This is a genomic window from Pigmentiphaga kullae, from assembly GCF_004216695.1.
In the GTDB taxonomy this organism is placed as follows: domain Bacteria; phylum Pseudomonadota; class Gammaproteobacteria; order Burkholderiales; family Burkholderiaceae_B; genus Pigmentiphaga; species Pigmentiphaga kullae.
The window spans coordinates 1,949,568-1,969,651 of the sequence record NZ_SGXC01000001.1 but is presented as its reverse complement, the minus strand read 5'-3'; the positions used below and the strand labels follow the sequence as shown (position 1 = coordinate 1,969,651).

Sequence of the window (20,084 nt, the reverse complement as noted above, 5' to 3'; positions counted from 1 at the left end):
TCAGATCTCGACCATCTCAAAATCTTCCTTGCGGGCGCCGCATTCGGGACAAACCCAATTGGGCGGCACGTCTTCCCACTTGGTGCCGGGAGGAATACCCTCTTCCGGCAGGCCGGCTGCCTCGTCGTAGATCCAGCCGCAAATCAGACACATCCAGGTACGCATCGTCGTTCAATCTTACCAAGCCCCGCCCCCGCGAACCGGGAACCATCGGGCATCCATTAGAATCTCGCATCTTACCGAAACACCGTGGGCCTCGCCCGGATCCCCGCCGGACGACCCTGCCTTTCGAGACTTTTCGTTGCCAGCCGCTCCCACGCCACCCCTCGTTCTGACCTTCGCCCCCTCCGACCCCAGCGCCGGCGGGGGTATCCAGGCCGACCTGCTGACCTGTGCCAGCATGGGATGCCATGCGCTGACCGTGCTGACCGGCTACACCGTGCAGGACTCGGCCGGCCTGGAGGACGGCGAAGCCGTCGCGCCCGAATGGATCGACGACCAGGCCCGCAGCCTGCTGGAGGACATGCCGGTGCGTGCCTTCAAGATCGGCGGGCTATTCTCGGCCGAGGCGGTGTCGGCCGTGGCCGAGATCCTGGCCGACTACTCGGCCGTGCCGGTCGTGCTGCACCTGGGGGCCGATCCCCCGGACGCGGACGACGCCGAAACCGAGGACTCGGCCGAGGAAATCATGGCCGCCACCATCGAACTGCTGGTACCCCAGGCGACCCTGGTCGTGGCCGACAGCCTGCGGCTGGAGCAACTGGTGGCGGACGGCCTGCTGGACCTGGACTCGGCCGACGAGACCGCCGCCCAGGCGCTGCTGCGCCGGGGCGCCGCCTGGGTGCTGGCCACCGGCCTGCACCAGCCCGGCGACATCGTGGTCAACACGCTGCGCGGCGGCGGCGACAACGCCGCCGAACCCGCGGGCGAATACCGCTGGCCCCGGCTGCCCGGCAATTTCCGCGGCGCCGGCCCCACCCTGTCGGCCGCGCTGGCCGCCCTGCTGGCCAGCGGCATGGACGTGCGCGACGCCACGGCCGAGGCCCAGGAATACACGTGGCAGGCGCTGGCCTCGGGCTTCCAGCCCGGCATGGGCCGGCTGCTGCCCGACCGCTTCTTCTGGGCCAAGCAGGGCGAACAGGCGGCGGCCGGCGACGAGGCCGCGCCCGATTCCACCGAGGAGCCCACGCCATGAGTCCCGATCCGGCCCTGGCCCACCCCCTGCGCGGCCTGTACGGCATCACGCCCGAATGGGACGACACCGCCCGGCTGGTGGCCGCCGTGGAAGCGGCCGCCCGCGGCGGGCTGCGCGCCGTGCAGCTGCGCCGCAAGCTGGCCGAGCCGGCCAAGCGGCTGGAACAGGCGCGCGCCTTGCGCGCCGCCTGCGACCGCCTGGACGTGCTGCTGATCATCAACGACGACTGGCGGCTGGCCATCGAAGCCGGCGCCGACGGCGTCCACCTGGGTCGCGAGGACGGCGACATCGCCCCGGCCCGCCAGGCCGGCGGACCGGCGCTGCTGATCGGCGCCTCCTGCTACGACGAACCCGGGCGCGCCCGCGCCGCGCTGGCCGCCGGCGCCGACCACGTGGCCTTCGGCGCCGTGTTCGACTCGCCCACCAAACCCGCGGCCGTGCGCGCCCCGCTGTCCTGCCTGACCGAGGCGCGCGGCCTGCGGCGGCCCGACGGCACCCGGCCCGCCATCGTGGCGATCGGCGGCATCACGCCCGCCAACGCCGGGCTGGCCGTGGCGGCGGGCGCCGACGCGCTGGCCGTGATCACCGCGCTGTTCGGCGCCGACGACATCGAAGCCGCCGCGCGGGCCTTCGCCCAGGCCTGGGCCGAGGACCCCGCCGGCAATCCCACCAAGGCATGACCATGATCCGCAACGCAGAACTCTTCGAACGCGCCTGCCGCACCATTCCCGGCGGCGTCAATTCGCCGGTGCGCGCCTTCCGCTCGGTGGGCGGCACCCCGCCCTTCATCGAACGCGCCGCCGGTCCCTACACCTGGGATGCCGACAAGAAGCAGTACATCGACTACGTGGGCTCCTGGGGCCCGGCCATCCTGGGCCACGCCCATCCGGAAGTGATCCGGGCCGTGCAGGAGGCCGCCGTCAACGGCCTGTCGTTCGGCGCCCCCACCGAGGCCGAGATCGAACTGGCCGAGATGCTCGTGCACCGCCTGCCCTCGATCGAACAGGTGCGCCTGGTCAGCTCGGGCACCGAGGCCACCATGAGCGCGATCCGGCTGGCCCGCGGCTACACCGGCCGGGCCAAGATCATCAAGTTCGAGGGGTGCTACCACGGCCATGCCGACAGCCTGCTGGTGAAGGCCGGCTCGGGCCTGCTGACCTTCGGCAACCCGACCTCGGCCGGCGTGCCGCCCGAGTTCACCTCGCACACCCTGGTGCTGGACTACAACGACATCGCCGGCGTGGAAGCCGCATTCAAGCAGTACGGCGACGAGATCGCCTGTGTCATCGTCGAGCCCGTGGCGGGCAACATGAACCTGGTCCAGCCCGTGACCGGCTTCCTGCAGGCGCTGCGCGACCAATGCACCCGCCACGGCGCGGTGCTGATCTTCGACGAGGTCATGACCGGCTTTCGCGTCGGCCCGCAGGGGGTGCAGGGCCGCACCGGCATCGTGCCCGACCTGACCACCCTGGCCAAGGTCATCGGCGGCGGCATGCCCATCGGCGCCTTCGGCGGCCGGCGCGACATCATGGCCCACATCGCCCCGCTGGGCGGGGTCTACCAGGCCGGCACGCTGTCGGGCAACCCCGTGGCCGTGGCCGCGGGCCTGACCACCCTGCGCCTGCTGGCCGAGCCGGGCTTCTACGAAAAGCTGGAAGCCCAAACCGGCAAGCTGGTGCAGGGCCTGCGCGCGGCGGCCGCCAGCGCGGGCGTGCCCTTCAGCGCCGACCACGTGGGCGGCATGTTCGGCCTGTACTTCCGCGATACGGTGCCGACCACGCTGGCCGAGGTCTCGGCCTCGGATACCGCCGCGTTCAACAAGTTCTTCCACGCCGCGCTGGTGCGCGGCGTGAGCTTCGCGCCGTCGGCGTTCGAGGCCGGCTTCGTCTCGATCGCCCACGACGACGACGTCATCGCCCGTACCGTCGCCATCGCCGGCGAAGCCTTCGCCGAACTCAATCCCTGATCCGGCGGGGCGCAGGCCGCGCCCCGCTCCTTCCGCTCCGCGAGGACAGCCATGGCCGTCAATCTGCACATTCCCGCTCCCGAACTCGTCTTCCCGGTGGACGGCGTCGAAATCGGCGTCACCGAAGCCGGCATCCGCAAGGCCGGCCGCCGCGACCTGACCGTTTTCCGGCTGGCCGAAGGCACCAGCGTGGCCGGCGTCTTCACGCGCAACCGCTTCCGCGCCGCGCCGGTGCAGGTATGCGAGGAACACCTGGCGCAATCGCTGCCCATCCGCGCCATGGTCGTCAACACCGGCAATGCCAACGCCGGCACGGGCGAGCCCGGCCTGGCCGCCGCCCGCGCCACCTGCGACGCGCTGGCGAAGCTGCTGGGCCTGGATCCGCGCCAGGTCCTGCCTTTCTCGACCGGCGTGATCCTGGAGCCGCTGCCGGTGGACCGCATCGAGGCCGGCCTGCCGGCCGCCGTCAAGGCGCTGGCGCCCGGCAACTGGACCGAGGCCGCGCACGGCATCATGACCACCGACACGCTGCCCAAGATCGTGTCCAGCAGGGCCAACATCGGCGGCCACCCGATCACCCTGACCGGCATCAGCAAGGGCGCCGGCATGATCCGCCCCAACATGGCGACCATGCTGGGCTTCCTGGCCACCGACGCCGCCATCGCCCCGGCCCTGCTCAAGCGCATGGCAGGCCAGGTCGCCGACGTCTCGTTCAACCGCATCACGGTGGACGGCGACACCTCCACCAACGACTCCTTCATCATCGCCGCGACCGGCCGCGCCGGCCTGCGCATCGAGTCCGAATCGGATCCGCTCTACCCCGAGCTGCTGGCCACGCTGAAGGCCGCGGCGACCAAACTGGCGCAACTGATCGTGCGCGACGCCGAAGGGGCGACCAAGTTCATGACCATCCGGGTCGAGGACGCCGGCAGCCAGGAAGAGGCGCTCAAGGTCGCCTATTCGGTGGCGCATTCGCCGCTGGTCAAGACCGCGTTCTATGCCTCGGACCCCAACCTGGGACGCATCCTGGCGGCCATCGGCTACGCCGGCATCGACGACCTGGATGTGGGCCGGGTCAACCTGTGGCTGGACGACGTGTGGGTGGCGAAGAATGGAGGACGCAATCCCGACTACCGGGAAGAAGACGGCCAGCGCGTGATGAAGCAGGCCGAGATCGCCGTGCGCATCTCGCTGGGCCGGGGGAAAGTGACCGAGACGGTGTACACCTGCGATTTCTCGCATGAGTACGTGAGCATCAACGCCGACTATAGGTCGTAGAGGCCCCCCTACGCCCTTCGGGCGCCCCCTCGAGGGGGCAATGCGCGAGGACCGGAAGGGAAGCCCACCCCCTACGCCCTTCGGGCGCCCCCTCAAGGGGGCAATGCGCGAGGACCGGCAAAGCCGGATCCTCCGCATTCTGGATTAAAAGACCGCAATATCAGTCCTTATATCTATTAAGGACTGATATTGCGGTCTTTTTTGATTTTTGAGAATATGTCTGCAATTTCGGTCCTTAAGTTATTTTAGGACTAATATTGCAGACATGAAACGCGACGAAACTCCGCTGCTGCCTGATGGCCGGGTGACCGAGGCACGCTTGCTGGGCGAACGGATCACCCAATTGCGCCAGGGGCTGAAGCTGCGCCAGGCCGACGTCGCCGCGCGCGCGGGCGTCTCGCGCTCCACCGCCGTGCTGATCGAAAAAGGCGACCCCGGCCGCACCCTTGCCCAGGTTCTGCGGTACATCCATGCGATGGCGCCGGACGTCTCGCTGTTAGCCCTGTTGTCGGGCGAGGCGCCCGCCCTGATCGCCCTGCACGCGCGCAAGCTCCCGCAACGCGTGCGCGCCGCGACCAGGAACGAGCTGCGCGACCTGGACTTTTGAGGACTGACCTTGCCCCCCCGTCGCTCCCACGACCGCGTCGCGATCTTCGCCCACATCGCCGACCATGCCGACCACCGGCACCATTTCGTGCCTGCGGGGCTGCTGGACAAGGAACGCGCGGCTTCGGACCAGCAGGTCATGAGCTTCGCCTACGGCTTGCGCTATCTAAAGCGCCCGGAGGCCTTCGATGTCGACCCTCGCGCGTTGAGCCTGGCGCGAGCGCGGGAACGTCCCGGTACACGCTGGTATCCATCGGCCGGACTGGATGAATTCGGCGGCATCCGTGACGCCGCCCCCGACGCCTGGGGCCGGCGCGTCATCGAAGCGCGGCTGAACGCCGCGCCCAACAGCCTGGACGAGTTCACCTATCTGCTTGAAGCGGGCAGCGATCGCGTGGGCGCGCTTGACGTACGTGAAGCGCTGGATGCACCGACCCGAAATCCGGCCGGGAATCTAGCGAGCCTACGGTATCTGCTGCAAGCCGCTGCCGCCGTGGACGCGGGCGAGCCCGTCCCCGGCCATCTCATTCCGTACCTGGGCGGCGCTCCCTCGGCGGGCGGGGCACGCCCGAAGGCGTCCTTGCGCGACGAGGACGGCGTGCTGTGGCTGGCCAAATTCCCCGCGCGAAACGACGCCTACGACATGGCTATCGTCGAAGCCGGCGCCCTGGACCTGGCTCGCGCGGCAGGCCTCACTGTGCCACCGCTGCGAGTCCTCGCCGTCGGAGTCCAGCGCGTGCTGCTGGTGCGCCGCTTCGATCGCTACTGGGCGCCGGCCGGCCAACCCTTGCCGGTCGGCTCTCGCGGCTATGACTCCCGGCCCCAGGTCGGTTTCACCGAGGGGCGTATCCCCCAAGCCAGCGCGCTGACGATGATGGGATGTCCGGAGATGGACTCCGCGGCCAAAGGCTACAGGGATCTTGCACAGACCATACGCGAACAGGTGGCGCCTGCCTGCATCGCGGCCGACAACGAAGAATTGTTCGCCAGGATGGCACTGAATATCTTCATCAACAACGATGACGACCATCTGCGCAATCACGCCTTCTCCTATGACGCCCAATTGTCCGGTTGGCGGCTGAGTCCGCTCTATGACGTCGTCCCGCGTCCGACGGTCGCGCGAGAGCGCCGGCTGCACCTGAGCGTGGGCCTGCAAGGAAAGCTCGCCACACTGGACAACGCCATGAGCGAGTTCGCGGCTTTCGTTCCCGACAAGCCCGCCGCGCTGGGCGTGATCCGCCGCGTATGGGGTGCCGTACGCGGCTGGAAGCAAGTATTCGAAGCGCACGGTGCCACACCTACGCTCATCCGCACGCTGGAGCAGGCCATCCGCCCCTTGAGCGACATCGCCAGCCCGGAATTGGAACGCGAGTTGCGACGACGTCCGCCCGCCCCGCCGGGCGCACCATTGAAAAAAATGGTGCAATACCCGATGCCGTAGATGGATACCGGCCCGTGCGGCCTGCCCGCCCGGGCCGGTATCCATCGTTCAAGAACACGATCCGGGGCCCGCGCGGCGCCGGCCGAAGATAGGAACGCCGCTGTGCCGAACGAGTCCTCCCCACCTGTCGATCTGGCCTCTTTCCTGAAACGCGCCGAGGGCGTTCTCGCCCAGCTCGAAGCCTGGCTGCCCCCCGCCCCGCCTCCCGTGGACTGGAATTCCCACGCCTTCCGCTGGCGCAAGCGCGGAACGCGGGGCTGGCTGGAGCCGGTGCGGCACATCGCGCGCATCGACATGGACGACCTCCAGCACATCGATCGCCAGAAGGACGTGATCAACCGCAACACGGTGCAGTTCCTGGAAGGCAAGCCGGCCAACAACGTGCTGATGACGGGCGCGCGCGGCACCGGCAAGAGTTCGCTGGTGAAGGCCATGCTGGCCGCCCATGGCGACCGCGGCCTGCGCCTGATCGAGGTCGACAAGAGCGACCTGGGCGACCTGCAGGAAATCGTCGAGACCGTGGCCGAGCGGCCCGAGCGCTTCCTGATCTTCGCCGACGACCTGTCGTTCGAGGAAGGCGAGGCCGGCTACAAGGCGCTCAAGTCGGTGCTGGACGGCTCCATCGCCGCCTCGACCCAGAACGTGCTGATCTACGCCACGTCCAACCGGCGCCACCTGATGCCGGAATACATGCACGAGAACCTGCAGGCCAAGCACCAGAGCGACGGCGAGATCCATCCCGGTGAGACCGTCGAGGAAAAGATCTCGCTGTCCGAGCGCTTCGGCCTGTGGCTGTCGTTCTATCCGTTCAAGCAGGACGACTACCTGGACATCGTCGCGCACTGGCTGCGCGAGCTGGGATGCAGCGAGGAGTCCATCGCCAGGTCCCGTACCGAAGCGCTGCAATGGACGCTGGAGCGCGGCTCGCGCTCGGGCCGGGTCGCCTGGCAATTCGCGAAAGACTGGGCAGCGCGGAATGACTAAGATCGTCGATGTCGCGGTGGGCGTGATGCTGCGGCCGGACGGCAGTCTGCTGCTGGGGCAGCGGCCCGAAGGCAAGCCTTATGCGGGGTGGTGGGAGCTGCCCGGCGGCAAGCTGGAGCCGGGCGAGACGATATTGCAGGCACTGGCGCGCGAGCTGAAGGAAGAGCTGGGGGTGACGGTGCTGGAATCGTCGACCTGGGTCACGCACGTGCACGCCTACTCGCACGCCACCGTCAGGCTGTATTTCTGCCGCGTCACGCGCTGGGAAGGCGAACCTCGGGGGCTGGAGTCGCAGGCCCTGCAATGGGGGCGGATACGGGATGCGAGCGAGGCCGAGGTGCGGGCGGCAAGGCGCGATCACGAGGAACGGCTGCAGGCGCTGGAAGCGCGCATCGCCCGGGGCGAGCAGCCCACCGACCTGGAAGCGGCCCAGGCGCGCGCGCAGGCGCCGGAGGATGCGCTGGGACTGGCGCTGGAACCGCGTATCGGCCCCCTGCTGCCGGCCACGCTGCCGCCGCTGCGGTGGCTGCACGTGCCCGATACCTATGCCATCACGAACATCGGCGCGCCCGCCAACGTCGACACCTTCCTGCAACGCCTGGACGCCGCGCTGGCCGCGGGCCTGAAGCTGGTCCAGTTCCGCGAACCGGGCTGGCCCGGCGGCGCGGCCGACGAAGGGTTGCGCCAGGTGCTGGAACAGGTGGTGGCGCGCGCCCGCTCGGCCGGCGCACGGGTGCTGGTCAACAGTGCCCACCCGCGCGACTGGATCGCCGATGCCGACGGCCTGCACCTGCGCGCCGCCGACGTCCCGGCCCAGCGCCCCGCGCTGCCGCCCGGCGCGATGCTGGGCGTATCGGCCCACGACGCCGCGGAACTGGAGCGGGCGCGCCAGCTGGACGCCGACTTCGCGGTGCTGGCCCCGGTGCTGCCCACGCCCTCGCATCCCGGCCAACCCGGCCTGGGCTGGGAAAGCTTCGGCACGCTGGCGCTGCATGCCGGCCTGCCGGTGCTGGCGCTGGGCGGACAATCCGCGGACACGCGCGCGACGGCCGTGGCGCACGGCGCGCACGGCATCGCGGGCATCAGCGGCTTCTGGGGCGGCTGACCCCGGACGCCGGGCCGGCGGCGAGCGCCGCCGGCACCCTGGATCCCGGCCGCATCACTGCACGGTGATGCTGGCCTCCTTGATCACCTTCTCCCAACGCGCGGCCTCGGTATCGATCAGGCGCTTGAACTCGGCGGGCGTATTGCCCACCGTGATGCCGCCATGCGCCTGCACCTTCTCCTTGACGTCCGGCGACCGGGCGATCCGCGCGAAGGCGGCGGCCAGCTTGGCGACGATCTCCGGCGAAGTGCCGGCGGGCGCGACCACGCCGTTCCAGACGGTCGCCTCCAGGTCCAGACCCTGCTCCTTCAGCGTCGGCAGCTCGGGCATGGACGCCACGCGTTCGCCGCTGGTCACGCCCAGGCCGATCACCCGGCCCGACCGGATCGGCGCCATGCCCGAGCCGGTGAAGGCGAAATGGATGCGGCCGGCGTTCAGGTCGACTTCGGCCGAGGCGGTGGACTTGTACGGCACGTGCTGGGTGTCGACCCCGGTCATGGAGGCGAACAACGCGCCCACCAGATGCGGCGACGTGCCCGACCCCGGCGACGAGTAGTTGAGCTGGCCCGGCCGGGACTTGGCCAGCGCGACCAGATCCTTCACGGTCTTGACGCCCAGCGTGGGGCTGGCCATCAGGTAGAACGGCAGCGCCGCGACCATGGAAACCGGCGCGAAATCGCGCTTGGGGTCATAGGTGATGTTGGGATACAGGAACGGGTTGATCGACAGCGTGGTCACCGACGCCATCAGCAGCGTGTACCCGTCCGGGGCGGCCTTGGCGACGTAGTCGGCGCCTATCATGGTGCTGGCGCCGGCCTTGTTCTCGACGATGACCGGCTGCTTGAGCTCGCGCGCCAGGGCATCGGCGAAGATGCGCGACACGGTGTCGGCAACGCCGCCGGGACCGTGCGGCACCACCAGCTTGATGGGCCGGTCCGGATAATCGGCGTGCGCCGCCAGTGCCGGGACCGCCGCCAGCGCCAGGGCCGCGGCAAGAGTCTTGATGCGTGTCTTCATGCTGTCTCCTGTTTTCATGCGCCGGACGGGCACCGGCCTCCCGGCTCCGTCCGGCGGAAAGGCTTATTGCGCGCCCGCGTCCAGGGACACGTTCCAGGCGTCGTAACCATAGACCCAATCGGGGTTGGTGGACTCGCGCATCCAGTTGTTGGCGCTCGACCCGGCCTGCACCGCCGACGTCCGAGGCTTGCGGACCTGCTCGAACAGGCGGAACGCCGCGTCGAGATCGCTGCCGTGGGCGGCCACGCAGCGCGCCAGCACGACCGAATCCTCCAGCGCCATGGCCGCGCCCTGCGCCATGTAGGGCGTCATCGGATGGCAGGCATCGCCCATCAGCACGATGTTGCCCCGCCCCCAGTTGGGCAGCGGATCGCGCTGGAAGATCGCCCATTTGTGCACGTCGGGGCATGCCGCCAGCACCGCCCGCACGTCGGGATGGAAATCGGCATAGGCCGCGCGCAACACCTCCAGGTCGCCCTTGGCCGACCATGACTCCGGCGTCAGCCAGCCCGCGTCCTCGGGCTGGCTGGTGACGAAATAGACCTCGTCCTGGCGGCGGGTGACGTAGTAGATGACGATGTGGCGGTCCGGCCCCCACCATTTCGTGCGCGACTGGCCGATGTCCAGCGAACCCAGCCGGCTGGCCGGGAACGTCGTCCGATAGGCCACGCGGCCGGTAAAGCGCGGCTGCTCCTCGCCCAGCAGCAGTTCGCGCACCAGGGAATGCACACCGTCGGCGCCGATGACCGCGCGGGCGCGGGCCTCGGAGCCATCCTCGAAGCGCAGCGCGACCTCGCCATCGCCCTGTTCCAGATGCACCAGCTTCTTGCCCAGCGAGATATGCGCCTGCGGCACCTGCGCCGCCAGCGCCGCATGCAGGTCGCCCCGGTGCATGGCCAGGAAGGGCATGCCATAGCGCTCCAGGACGGCGCCGGCCAGCGGGAACTCGTTCGTCACCGCGCCGGTGTCGTGCGCCCGGTTCAGCGACGACCGGGGCGAAAAGGCGATCTCTTCCAGTTGCGGGCGCAGCCCCAGCCCATCGAGCACCCGCATGGCATTGGGCGTCATCTGGATGCCCGCGCCGATGCGCGCGAACTGCCGCGCCTGCTCGTAGACCTGCACGGCCACGCCCTGCGCGCGCAGCGCGGTCGCCGCCGCCAGTCCGCCTATACCCGCGCCGATGATCGCAACCGGCAACTCCGACTTCTTCATGAAACTCCTCCAAGGGTCCGCCATTGCGGAAGCGCCCATTATTGGAGCCAGGACATATCGAGTAAATTGCAGAACAGCTCTAGCAGCTATAGAACTTCTCTATGTGAAACGAGATCAGCATGGATATCAAGCAACTCGAGTACTTCGTCCAGGTAGTCGACGCCGGCAGCTTCACGCGCGCGGCCATGGTGCTCGAAATGACCCAGCCCTCCTTGAGCCGGCAGATCCGCCTGCTGGAGGTTGAACTGCACGAGCACCTGCTCTACCGCAACGGCCGCGGCGTGGAACCGACCGAGGCCGGCAGGCGCCTGCTGGAACATGCCCGGGTCGTCCTGGCCCGCCTGGCCACCGCGCGCCAGGAAATCCACGAGCTGAAGGCGGTGCCCCGGGGCAAGATCGTGGTCGGCTTTCCGCCGCGGATCGCCCACCTGCTCGCACCCAGCCTGGTACGCGGCTTCCGCCAGCGCCTGCCCGGCGCCGCGCTGACCGTGACCGAAGGGCTGAGCGTGAGCCTGCGGGAATGGCTGCACGAAGGCCGGGTCGACGTCGCGCTGCTGTACGACCCCGCCCCGGGCGAGACGCTGGACTACGAGCCGGTATTCCAGGAGGAGTTGATGCTGGTGGGATGCGTGCCGGGTCCGGGCGAACGCCTGCCCGAATCGCTGCCGGTCGATGCGCTGGCGGACTATCCGCTGATCCTGCCCTGCGAGCCCAACACCATCCGCGCGGTGGTGGATGCGGCCTGCCGCCGGCGCGGCATCGCGCTGGACATCGTCGCCGAGGTCAACGCCGTTCACACCATGGTGGCCCTGGCCGAAAGCGGGGAAGGCTACGCACTGCTGTCTGCCAGCGCCATCGGGCCGCAGCGCCGCGCCGGCACGCTGGCCACCGCCCGCGTGCACTCGCCATCCATGCACAACAACCTGATCATGTGCACGGCGCGGCTCCAGCCGCTGACCCGGTTGACGCGGGAGACCATGCAACTGCTCCGGTCGCTGGACATCCGGACCCTGCTGGAGAACAGCTAGTTCAGTTCATCGACTGCGGCGGAGGAAACAGCCGGCCCGAGGAGTCCCCGCTCAGATCATCGGTTTCCAGGGGAGCGCCCGGAATGGCGAATTTCTCGGCTGCCCAGGCGCCCAGGTCGATCTGGCGGCAGCGTTCGGAACAGAAGGGCCGCCAGGCGTTGTCGGGGCTCCAGGGAGCCGGCCTGGCGCAGGTGGGGCATTTGACTTTCTTGACCATGGCCGCATTGTAGCCAGGGGACGAGCGATCCGCCGCCTTCAGAAGCTGTTGCACAGCGTCAGCTGGAAGGGCACGTCGGCCACCACCGGCTGGGGCTTGAGATCGCCCCCCTGGGACGAGAAGCGCACCGACACCATGTACTTGTTGGCGCTGACCTCGGGAAACACGCCCAGCGCCTCGTCGACGTAGATGCGCAGCAGCTGGTAGGCCTTGCCGCCCAGCATCTGCTGGAAGGCCCCGCCCTCGGCCACCACCGCGACCTGCCGGCCCGATTCGCGCAGCATCTTCAGCACGATGGCCAGGCCGTCGCGTATGGGCAGGAAGGGTTCGACCCACTGGGCCAGGTCCTGGACCCGATGCTCGACGGGTTTGTGCTTCCAGGCGTGAAAGGACGGGACGTCGAACTCGCAGGCCCCGCCCGGGATGGCCAGGCGGCTGCGTATGCTGGTCAGCCACTCGTTCTGCCGCAGCGGCTGGCCGGTCTTGCCCTGGGCCACGAGCGAGCCCGTGGCCTGCTCGATGCTGGACAGCATGACGTCCAGGGTCTGGCGATCGACGCCGGGATGCTCGCGCAGCGAGCTCAGGGATTGGCGGTAGCGCTCCAGGTCCTGGAGCAGCTCGGACTTGAGGTCGGCGCGCGCCGACACATCCAGGATTTCGAACAGCGTGGTCAATGCGACGTGATGCCCGCGGGCATCCGGTTGCCGCACGAAGAAGAACAGATTGTCGAAGAGGCTTTCCAGACGCAGCAGCGTTCGGACGCGCTCGTTGAATGGGTATTCGTAAAGAACCACGTAGACCGTCCGGTATCGGAATTTCGTAGAAATATACCTGCACGGCATGGACACGGCGACACTTGCCTTGCCAGCTTCCGGACGGCCCTTGCGCGGGCGCCTCGGAACACCTCCCATCATTGTAGAGACGGAGCCCGCCGGAAAACACTCAACCGTAGCCCGATCCCCCTTTACTTTGAAGCAGGCGGCCCGGCAATACGGTTTCGAGTTGTGACGCCGGCCGCGTCGGCTGCCTGCAGCAGCGCCTCGTGGAAGTCGCGATGCAGTGCCGTATCGGGCGCGTCGCGATGGCGCAGGATACCCACCGTGCCCTGCCGGCGGGTGGGCAGGTCCAGCGCCACCAGATGGCCGGCGGACTGGAAATAGTCCAGCACCCGGCGCGACAGCGCGGTCAACAGGTTGGCCCGCTGCATCATCGCCACCAGCATCAGGATGCCGACCGCCTCCACCCGATAGCGGGGCGCGGGCAGGCCGGCCAGCGCGAATTCGGCGTCCAGTTCGCGCCGCAGCGGATTGCCCTCGGGCGGCACCACCCAGCCGCATCCGTCGAGATCCGCCCATGCGAGGCCGCTGCGGCCGGCCAGCGGGTGCGTCGGAGGCGCGGCCACCGCGATGCTTTCGCTGTAGACCGGCGTGCAGCGCAGGCGGTCGTCGATGGCGCCGCCTTCCAGGCGCGTCACCACGAAATCCAGGCGGCGCTCCAGCAGCGGCGGCAGAAGCTGGTCCAGGGTCGATTCGGTAATGGACAGATGGGTTTCGGGGCGGCGCGACAGCAGCAGGGCCACGCTGTCGGGCAACAGGCCGGTCGATACCGTGGCCGTCACCCCGATCGACAGGTGGCCGTCCGCGCCTTCGGCCATCAACGCCATGGCCTGGCTGGCCCGTTCGACCTCGGCCAGCATGATGCGGGCGTGTTCGGCCATGGCCGCGCCGAAGCGCGTGGGCACGAGGCCGCGCGAATGGCGTTCGAACAGCGGCACGCCCAGTTCGGTCTCCAGCTCGGCCAGCCACTTGGACAGGGCCGGCTGCGTCATGGAGAGGCGATCGGCGGTGTGGCTGAGATTGCACGTGTCGGCCAGGCTGCTCAGCACTTCGAGCTGCCGGATGCGCAAACGCCGGGTCCAGTCCATTGCCATGAATTTTATGTATGACAGACTGGAATTTTATCATTGGAAACAAATACCTCTCCGTTCCCATAATGCAGGCACGGCGCCGACCAGACTGGCCCAGCCAGCCCCGCCCCCCTTCCACGGAGACATCTCATGCGATTGCCTGCGCGCCTTTTCCTTGCCCTTTTCCTTCTTGCCGCCGCGCCCTGGGCCCGGGCCGCCGGCTACCCCGACCATCCGGTCAAGCTGGTCGTCAACTTCGCCGCCGGCGGACCGCTGGACCTGATCGCCCGCTTGATCGCCGAACAGGCGGCATCGCGCCTGAAACAGCCCGTCATCGTCGAGAACCGCGCGGGCGCTGGCGGCAACATCGGCGCCGAGTACGTTGCCCGGTCGCCCAAGGACGGCTACACGGCGCTGGTCAGCATCGACCACCTGCTGACGATCAATCCCTCGGTCTACAAGAACATGGGGCTGGACCCCCACCGCGACCTCGTGCCGGCCGGCATCTTCGGCACCACCTCGCAGGTGCTGGTGGCCCACCCCAAGCTGGGACTGAAGGATTTCCGCGATTTCCTGGCGCGCGCCAGGAAAGAAGACCTGACCTACGCCTCGGCCGGCCTGGCCTCGCCCGGCCACCTGACCTTCGAGCTGCTCAAGGCCAGGACCGGCATACGCGGCACGCACGTGCCCTATAAGGGCAATGCCCCCGCCCTGTCGGATGTGGTGGCCGGCCACGTGCCGCTGGCTTTCGTGGCCTCGACCAACACGCTGCCCTATGTGCGGTCCGGCGCGCTGCAGGCGCTGGTCACGTCCGCCGCCACGCGCAACCCCCAGTTGCCGCAGGTACCCACCGCGCAGGAACAGGGCGTGCCCGACTTCGACGTGCAGTTCAGCCAGATAGTGCTGTTTCCGGCGGGCACGCCGGCGGCCGTGGTCAAGACATGGGAAGGCCTGCTGCACGACATCCTGGAAAGCCCCGAGGTGCGCCGCCAGCTGGATCAGATGGCGGTCACGCCCTTCTGGGCGGATTCGGCGCGGACCACGGCCTGGCTGCGCGACACGCGCGCACGCTGGGATGCGTTGATCCGCACGCTGGACATCCAGTGAAGCCTTGGCGGGCCGCTAGCCGCGCAGCGCAAGCAGATCCAGCCAGGCGCGGTGCTGGGCCAGGGTCCGTTGCGCCAACTGCTCGGGCGTGGTCTCGCCATCGTTGACGATGACGTCGTCGGCCACCGCCAGGCGCTGGGCGCGCGTGGCCTGGGCGGCCATGATGCGGGCGACCATGTCGGGGGCCAGGCCGCTGCGGCGCTGGACGCGCCGGAGCTGGGTGGCCTCGTCGCAATCGACCACGCAAATGCGGTCCACCCGGTCCCGCCAGCGGCCGGACTCCACCAGCAGCGGCACCACGAAGACCTGGTAGAGCCCCTGGCGCCCGGCCGCCTCGCGTTCGACCTCCTGGCCGATGAGCGGATGGATCAGCGCTTCCAGCCGCGCCTTGGCCTGGACATCGGAGAACACCAGGGCCCGCATGCGGGAGCGGTCCATCGCGCCGTCGGGACCGATCATGTCCGGGCCGAATTCGCGCCGCAGGGGCTCGATGGCCAGGCCGCCCGGCGCGGTCAGCGCATGCGCGATGGCATCGGTATCGATCACGGCCGCGCCCCGGGCCGCCAGGAGATCGGCCACGGCGGTCTTGCCGGATCCGATCCCGCCCGTCAGGCCCACGCGCAGCGGCTGGGCGCGGGCAGAAGAAAGTGTGCCTACCATGCCAGCAGCTTAATCCATGCATCGCCCGCGAACAGCGCGGCCACGCCCGCGGCCGCCAGATACGGTCCGAAGGGCAGCGGCTGGCCGCGCTGCACCCGGCCGGCGATCATCAGCCCTCCCGCCACCGCCACGCCGGCCAGCGAGGCCACCACCATGACCAGCGGCAGGCTCTGCCACCCCAGCCAGGCGCCGATGGCGGCCAGCAGCTTGAAATCGCCATAGCCCATGCCTTCCTTGCCCGTCAGCAGGCGGAACAGCCAGTACACGGACCACAGCACCCCATAACCCGCCATCGCGCCGATGACCGCATCCGGCAGGAAGGCGAAGGCGCCCCACAGGTTGACGAACAGACCGGCCCACAGCAGCGGCAGCGTCAGGTCGTCCGGCAGCAGCGAGGTCTGGTGGTCGATCACGGCCAGCGCCAGGCAGACGGCGCAGAAAGCCATGGCCGCCAGGCTGCTCCACGTCACGCCGAACACGGCCACGCAGGCCGCGAACAGCGCCGCCGCCGCCAGTTCCACCAGGGGGTACTGCCAGGAGATGGGCGCGGCGCAATGGGCGCAGCGGCCGCGCAGCACGAGCCAGCCCAGCACCGGGATGTTGTGGCGCCACGAGATCGGGCGCCGGCAGGCCGGGCAGTGCGAAGCGGGATAGGCCAGGTCGAAACGCGCCGGTTCGGACTGCGCCTGCCCGTGCAGCTCGGCGCACTGTTCCTGCCAGGCGCGCTGCATCATCTGCGGCAGCCGCGCGATCACGACATTGAGAAAGCTGCCCACCACCAGCCCCAGCACGGCGGCAGCCGTGTAGGCCAGCCACGGCGTGGCCGCGAGTATCTGCACGAATGACATAGACGAGAATGAAAACGCCGCCCCGGCGGCCCCCCGCAAGCTTAACCGCCCCACGGGTCCGGCGTGGACTTTCCCGTCGCATGCCGGCAGACGCAACAGGTTAGACTTGCGGTAAATCTCAAGAGCCGGAGCCGCGATGACCAACCCGCCCCTTTCCTCCCGCCCCGCACCTTCCCGCCTTGCCACCCTGGCCGCCGCCGTGGTCGTGGCAGCCGGGCTGGGCGCATGCGCCATCCCCCTGCCCGACCGCGACCGCTCCGGCACCCTGACCGCCGCCGACGCCGTGATCCCGCCGCCGCCCGCCGTGACGCAGGAACAGGCCGAACGGGGCAGGCAGGACCGGGGGGTGCCCCTGGCCCAGCCGCAGACCTTCCGCGGCGTGATCCCCTGCGCCGACTGCGCCGGCCAGCGCGTCACCCTCACGCTGCTGCCCGACTGGACCTGGCGCATGCGCCGGGTGTATTTCGGCACCCGCGACAACAAGGAACTGAGCTTCGTCAGCACCGGACGCTGGGAACGCCTGGTCGATTCGCCCGACCAGATCCGCCTGATCGGCGACCGCAACGAAGGCGGCCTCTACGAATTCGTTTCCGGCACCACGCTGCGCATGCTGGACCAGAACGGCGAACCCATCCAGTCCACGCTGAACTACGCCCTGACCCAGCAGTTCGAAGCCGACTTCATCACCGACACCTTCACCATGCGCGGCAAGGTCGTCCCCAAGGACGGCCAACCCACCTTCGCCATCTGCAGCACCGGCAAGCGCTACCCCGTGGCGTCCACCGGCCAGGCCCAGGCGCTGGCCGACGCCTACGCCAAACTGCGCGTGGCGCCCGGCACCCCGGTCCTGATGTGGATAGACGGCCACATCGCCCGCACCGGCGAACCCCCGGTGGAATCGGTAGTCGTGGACAAACTCGCCCGCGGCACCCTGGACAGCCCCTGCGAGGACTAGGCCCCCCCCTACGCGCTTACGCGCGCCCCCCAGGGGGCCGACGGCGGGGGACCGGCGGAGCCGGATCCCCCATGTCGTGGTCTTGTGGGGCCATCTTGGTACGTCGCACGGTTGCTACCGCTGGCAGCCAGCGATAGCAACCGCGCCACACTCCAAGATAACGGTACCAGACCCAGGATGCGGTGGATCCGGCTCCGCCGGTCCACCCGCATCGCCCCCTGGGGGGCGCGCGTAAGCGCGTAGGGGGGTTCTTCTACCTAGCGCGTGAGATCCGGACCTCGGCGCCGCGGCGCTTCACTTCCAGGCCTTCGGACGGCAGGATTTTCAGGCCTTCCAGGCCCTTGGCGTAGCTCGACCCCTGCATCTGCATGACGCGGATCTTGTTGCGCATCACGCTGGGGTTGTGCACCGGCATGCCGAACAGCCAGACCTCGTCCAGGATGCGGGCGGAGTTGAATTCGCCGGTGTGCTGGGCGGCGGGGCCCAGGCACAGCATGTGGCCTTCGCGGCCGAAGACCGGCAGGCGGTCCAGTCCGCATTCGAAGGTCCAGCTCGTGCCGCCCTCGTAGCGCCAGCCCGTGTTCAGGTCCCACCAGGCTTCGCCCTTGGGGAAGTAGACGCGGATCTGGTTGCCGGGCTGCACCGCGGGCACGACCAGCAGCGCCGGGCCGAGCAGGTACTGCAACTCGTGGGCATGCGCCTCGGGATCGTCCGGGAAGGACAGGGCCATGGAGCGCTGCACCGGCAGGCCGGTGCGGGCGGCGTCCTCGATCACGCCCAATACGTAGGGAATGAGCCGGTAGCGCCACTGCATCAGCGTTTGCGCGTGCTGGAAGGCCTCGTCGCCGAAGTCCCAGGGCAGCAGCCCCGGCACCGCATGGAAGCGCAGGTGCGAACTGAACACGCCGGCGGCCAGCCAGCGCAGGTACAGCTCGGGCGTCATGGTTCCCAACGGATGCTCTGGCGAACCGATGTCATGGGCATGGGCCGGCAGGCCGCTGGCGCCCGAGGTCAGCGCGGCGCGCAGCGATTCGGCCAGGCCTTCCCAGGTATTGGGCACGGACACCGGCGCCTGCATGGGCAGGCGCTGGCCGGTCGGGAAGAGATCGCGGCTCCACACCACGCCCTCGGGCGGCGTCTTGTTCCAGGCCGCCGCCTCGAACAGGCAGCGCTTGGCCAGCATGGGATAGGCCGTGCGCAGCCGCGCGCCGGTATCGCCGTTGCGCGCCTCGACGCCGTCGGGGATGTCGAACTGGATGTCGCAGGACACCGCATCGACGCCCTCGTCCATGATCTGCCGGATCTTGTCGCGCCAGAAGGTCCACACGTCGCGATGGGTCAGGTCGAGCAGGCCGAAGCTGCCGCCGGCGCTGGCGGGCACGCCGGCGAACACCTGGGCGGCGCCGGTCTCGTCGGTCAGCAGCCAGCCCTTGTCCTCGAGTTCGGCGAACATGGGGCTGTGGGTGGGCACGCCCGGAAAGCCCGGCGCGCACACCTTCAGATCCAGGCCCTTGAACTCGCCCAGCACCTGGCGCGGATCGGGGAAGCGGGCGGCGTCCCATTCGAGGTTCAGCTTGGCGCGGATCTCCCAGGCCGCGGGCGGCCGGAACGACACGGCATCGACGGGCACGCCGCGGCTGCGCATCTGGCCGGCCACGGATGCGAGCTGTTCGGCGCCGGTGTCGGCAGCCTGGTGCAGCCACGCGCCCATGCTCCACAGCGTGGGCTGCCCGGCGCGGCCGGTCAGCTGGGTGTACTGGTTCAGGATCTCGGCCGGCTCGCCCACGAACAGGAACACGTCCAGCTGGGCGTCGGCCACGGTCACCACATAGCTGTCGGGCGCGAACTCGGGCAGGCCGATGTCGTGCACGACGGATTCGAGCGTATTGACGTACAGGCCCCAGCCGCGCGGGCTCCAGGCCAGCGGCAAGGCGCGCGACCCGGCCTCGTCGGAGACGACGCGTTCGGCGCGGCGATCCAGCATGATGCGGCTTTCGCCCAGGCCGTGGACGGCTTCGCCGGCCGCGAGGTCGAAGCACAGGGCCCACGACGCCGGGGCCGAGGCGTCCTCGGTGCCCAGCGGGCACAGGTCCTCGTCGGCGGACGAGGCCAGCACCTGCTGCCCCTTGCGGTACAGGGCCAGCCGCACGGGATGGGCGGCGATCTCGAGCACGTTGTCGCCCTGGACGATGCGCCAGCCGGGCTGGCCGCCCACATCCGCCTGTTCAACCACGGCCTCGCCTATGGCCTCGTCCCGGGCCAGCAGGTCGTGCAGGGCGGCGGCGCGGGTGGCCGAGCCAGAGGCCGGCTTGCCGGTCGCGGCCGGCGTGCCCATGCTCAACCGGAACACACCTGGCGCGCTGGCCTCGACCAGCACCGCCTGGCCCTGGTCCGTCGTGAAACGGATGGCAGCCGGGCTGGACGTGTTGAGAGACAGGGATTCCAGACGCTGGTAGCGGGAGGAGTCGAATTGAAGTGGCACAGGTTTCCCTCGATCGCTTTCGACAGATTGGCAATAGCAAAGACGCAAGCCTCGCGAGGCCCCGCTATCCGCCCCAA

20 protein-coding genes are annotated in these 20,084 nt (G+C 69.3%); 11 read left to right on the top strand and 9 right to left on the bottom strand.

The features are described 5' to 3' along the window. Complete coding sequence (locus EV675_RS09680) at window positions 1–165, bottom strand: rubredoxin (protein ID WP_087780643.1); 165 nt, start codon at window positions 163–165, stop codon at window positions 1–3. Between the two features lie 136 nt (window positions 166–301). Between EV675_RS09680 and thiD the strand changes: the two genes are divergently transcribed. The 8 genes from thiD to EV675_RS09640 all read left to right on the top strand — a co-directional run bounded on the left by thiD (window position 302) and on the right by EV675_RS09640 (window position 8,575). Further along, complete coding sequence (gene thiD, locus EV675_RS09675; protein ID WP_130357045.1) at window positions 302–1,195, top strand: bifunctional hydroxymethylpyrimidine kinase/phosphomethylpyrimidine kinase; 894 nt, start codon at window positions 302–304, stop codon at window positions 1,193–1,195. Then, a complete protein-coding gene (gene thiE / locus EV675_RS09670; protein ID WP_130357044.1) occupies window positions 1,192–1,875 on the top strand; it encodes a thiamine phosphate synthase in 684 nt (227 codons plus the stop codon). Before thiD ends, thiE begins: the two co-directional genes overlap by 4 nt. 2 nt (window positions 1,876–1,877) lie before the next feature. Then, window positions 1,878–3,161, top strand: a complete 1,284-nt coding sequence (hemL, locus tag EV675_RS09665) for a glutamate-1-semialdehyde 2,1-aminomutase (protein ID WP_130357043.1) — start codon at window positions 1,878–1,880, stop codon at window positions 3,159–3,161. A gap of 51 nt (window positions 3,162–3,212) precedes the next feature. After that, on the top strand, window positions 3,213–4,439 hold the full coding sequence (gene argJ / locus EV675_RS09660) for a bifunctional glutamate N-acetyltransferase/amino-acid acetyltransferase ArgJ (RefSeq protein WP_130357042.1): 1,227 nt from the start codon (window positions 3,213–3,215) through the stop codon (window positions 4,437–4,439). A 265-nt stretch (window positions 4,440–4,704) separates the two neighbouring features. After that, entirely contained in the window at window positions 4,705–5,046 is a 342-nt protein-coding gene (locus EV675_RS09655) for a helix-turn-helix domain-containing protein (RefSeq protein ID WP_130357041.1), read from the top strand. A 9-nt stretch (window positions 5,047–5,055) separates the two neighbouring features. Next, window positions 5,056–6,486 carry a type II toxin-antitoxin system HipA family toxin gene (locus EV675_RS09650; RefSeq protein ID WP_130357040.1) on the top strand — a complete coding sequence of 477 codons (1,431 nt, stop codon included), beginning with the start codon at window positions 5,056–5,058 and terminating at the stop codon, window positions 6,484–6,486. Between the two features lie 132 nt (window positions 6,487–6,618). Then, window positions 6,619–7,470 carry an ATP-binding protein gene (locus EV675_RS09645; protein WP_423213224.1) on the top strand — a complete coding sequence of 284 codons (852 nt, stop codon included), beginning with the start codon at window positions 6,619–6,621 and terminating at the stop codon, window positions 7,468–7,470. Beyond that, window positions 7,463–8,575, top strand: a complete 1,113-nt coding sequence (locus tag EV675_RS09640) for a thiamine phosphate synthase (RefSeq protein WP_130357038.1) — start codon at window positions 7,463–7,465, stop codon at window positions 8,573–8,575. The genes EV675_RS09645 and EV675_RS09640 overlap by 8 nt, the downstream gene beginning before the upstream one ends. 54 nt (window positions 8,576–8,629) lie before the next feature. Here the strand turns inward: EV675_RS09640 and EV675_RS09635 are convergent, their stop codons facing one another. Together EV675_RS09635 and EV675_RS09630 are read right to left on the bottom strand one after the other, a co-directional pair. Continuing rightward, the gene (locus tag EV675_RS09635) at window positions 8,630–9,592 is read right to left on the bottom strand and encodes a Bug family tripartite tricarboxylate transporter substrate binding protein (protein ID WP_165404517.1); all 963 of its coding nucleotides are present in this window, start codon (window positions 9,590–9,592) and stop codon (window positions 8,630–8,632) included. Between the two features lie 63 nt (window positions 9,593–9,655). Continuing rightward, window positions 9,656–10,804, bottom strand: coding sequence for an FAD-dependent monooxygenase (locus EV675_RS09630; protein ID WP_130357036.1), 1,149 nt, complete (start codon window positions 10,802–10,804; stop codon window positions 9,656–9,658). Window positions 10,805–10,923: 119 nt separating this feature from the next. On the opposite strand from EV675_RS09630, the gene EV675_RS09625 reads away from it, so the two are divergent. Beyond that, on the top strand, window positions 10,924–11,832 hold the full coding sequence (locus EV675_RS09625) for a LysR family transcriptional regulator (RefSeq protein WP_130357035.1): 909 nt from the start codon (window positions 10,924–10,926) through the stop codon (window positions 11,830–11,832). Between the two features lies 1 nt (window position 11,833). On the opposite strand, the gene EV675_RS09620 is transcribed toward EV675_RS09625, so the two are convergent. The 3 genes from EV675_RS09620 to EV675_RS09610 form a co-directional block, all read right to left on the bottom strand. After that, a complete protein-coding gene (locus EV675_RS09620; RefSeq protein WP_130357034.1) occupies window positions 11,834–12,049 on the bottom strand; it encodes a DNA gyrase inhibitor YacG in 216 nt (71 codons plus the stop codon). Between the two features lie 38 nt (window positions 12,050–12,087). Continuing rightward, a complete protein-coding gene (gene zapD, locus EV675_RS09615; protein ID WP_130357033.1) occupies window positions 12,088–12,843 on the bottom strand; it encodes a cell division protein ZapD in 756 nt (251 codons plus the stop codon). A gap of 170 nt (window positions 12,844–13,013) precedes the next feature. Continuing rightward, window positions 13,014–13,979, bottom strand: coding sequence for a LysR family transcriptional regulator (locus EV675_RS09610; protein ID WP_130357032.1), 966 nt, complete (start codon window positions 13,977–13,979; stop codon window positions 13,014–13,016). A 126-nt stretch (window positions 13,980–14,105) separates the two neighbouring features. On the opposite strand from EV675_RS09610, the gene EV675_RS09605 reads away from it, so the two are divergent. Further along, a complete protein-coding gene (locus tag EV675_RS09605) occupies window positions 14,106–15,062 on the top strand; it encodes a Bug family tripartite tricarboxylate transporter substrate binding protein (RefSeq protein ID WP_130357031.1) in 957 nt (318 codons plus the stop codon). Between the two features lie 15 nt (window positions 15,063–15,077). Here the strand turns inward: EV675_RS09605 and coaE are convergent, their stop codons facing one another. Further along, a complete protein-coding gene (gene coaE / locus EV675_RS09600; RefSeq protein ID WP_130357030.1) occupies window positions 15,078–15,722 on the bottom strand; it encodes a dephospho-CoA kinase in 645 nt (214 codons plus the stop codon). Next, entirely contained in the window at window positions 15,716–16,570 is an 855-nt protein-coding gene (locus EV675_RS09595; RefSeq protein WP_130357029.1) for a prepilin peptidase, read from the bottom strand. Before EV675_RS09595 ends, coaE begins: the two co-directional genes overlap by 7 nt. Before the next feature lie 136 nt (window positions 16,571–16,706). Here EV675_RS09595 and EV675_RS09590 point away from each other — a divergent pair, with 136 nt between their 5' ends. After that, window positions 16,707–17,525, top strand: a complete 819-nt coding sequence (locus tag EV675_RS09590; RefSeq protein ID WP_130357028.1) for a copper resistance protein NlpE N-terminal domain-containing protein — start codon at window positions 16,707–16,709, stop codon at window positions 17,523–17,525. A 253-nt stretch (window positions 17,526–17,778) separates the two neighbouring features. Here the strand turns inward: EV675_RS09590 and EV675_RS09585 are convergent, their stop codons facing one another. Continuing rightward, window positions 17,779–20,007 (bottom strand): glycoside hydrolase family 31 protein, encoded by a 2,229-nt coding sequence (locus tag EV675_RS09585; RefSeq protein WP_130357027.1) that lies wholly within the window; start codon window positions 20,005–20,007, stop codon window positions 17,779–17,781. Window positions 20,008–20,084: the final 77 nt, after the last annotated feature.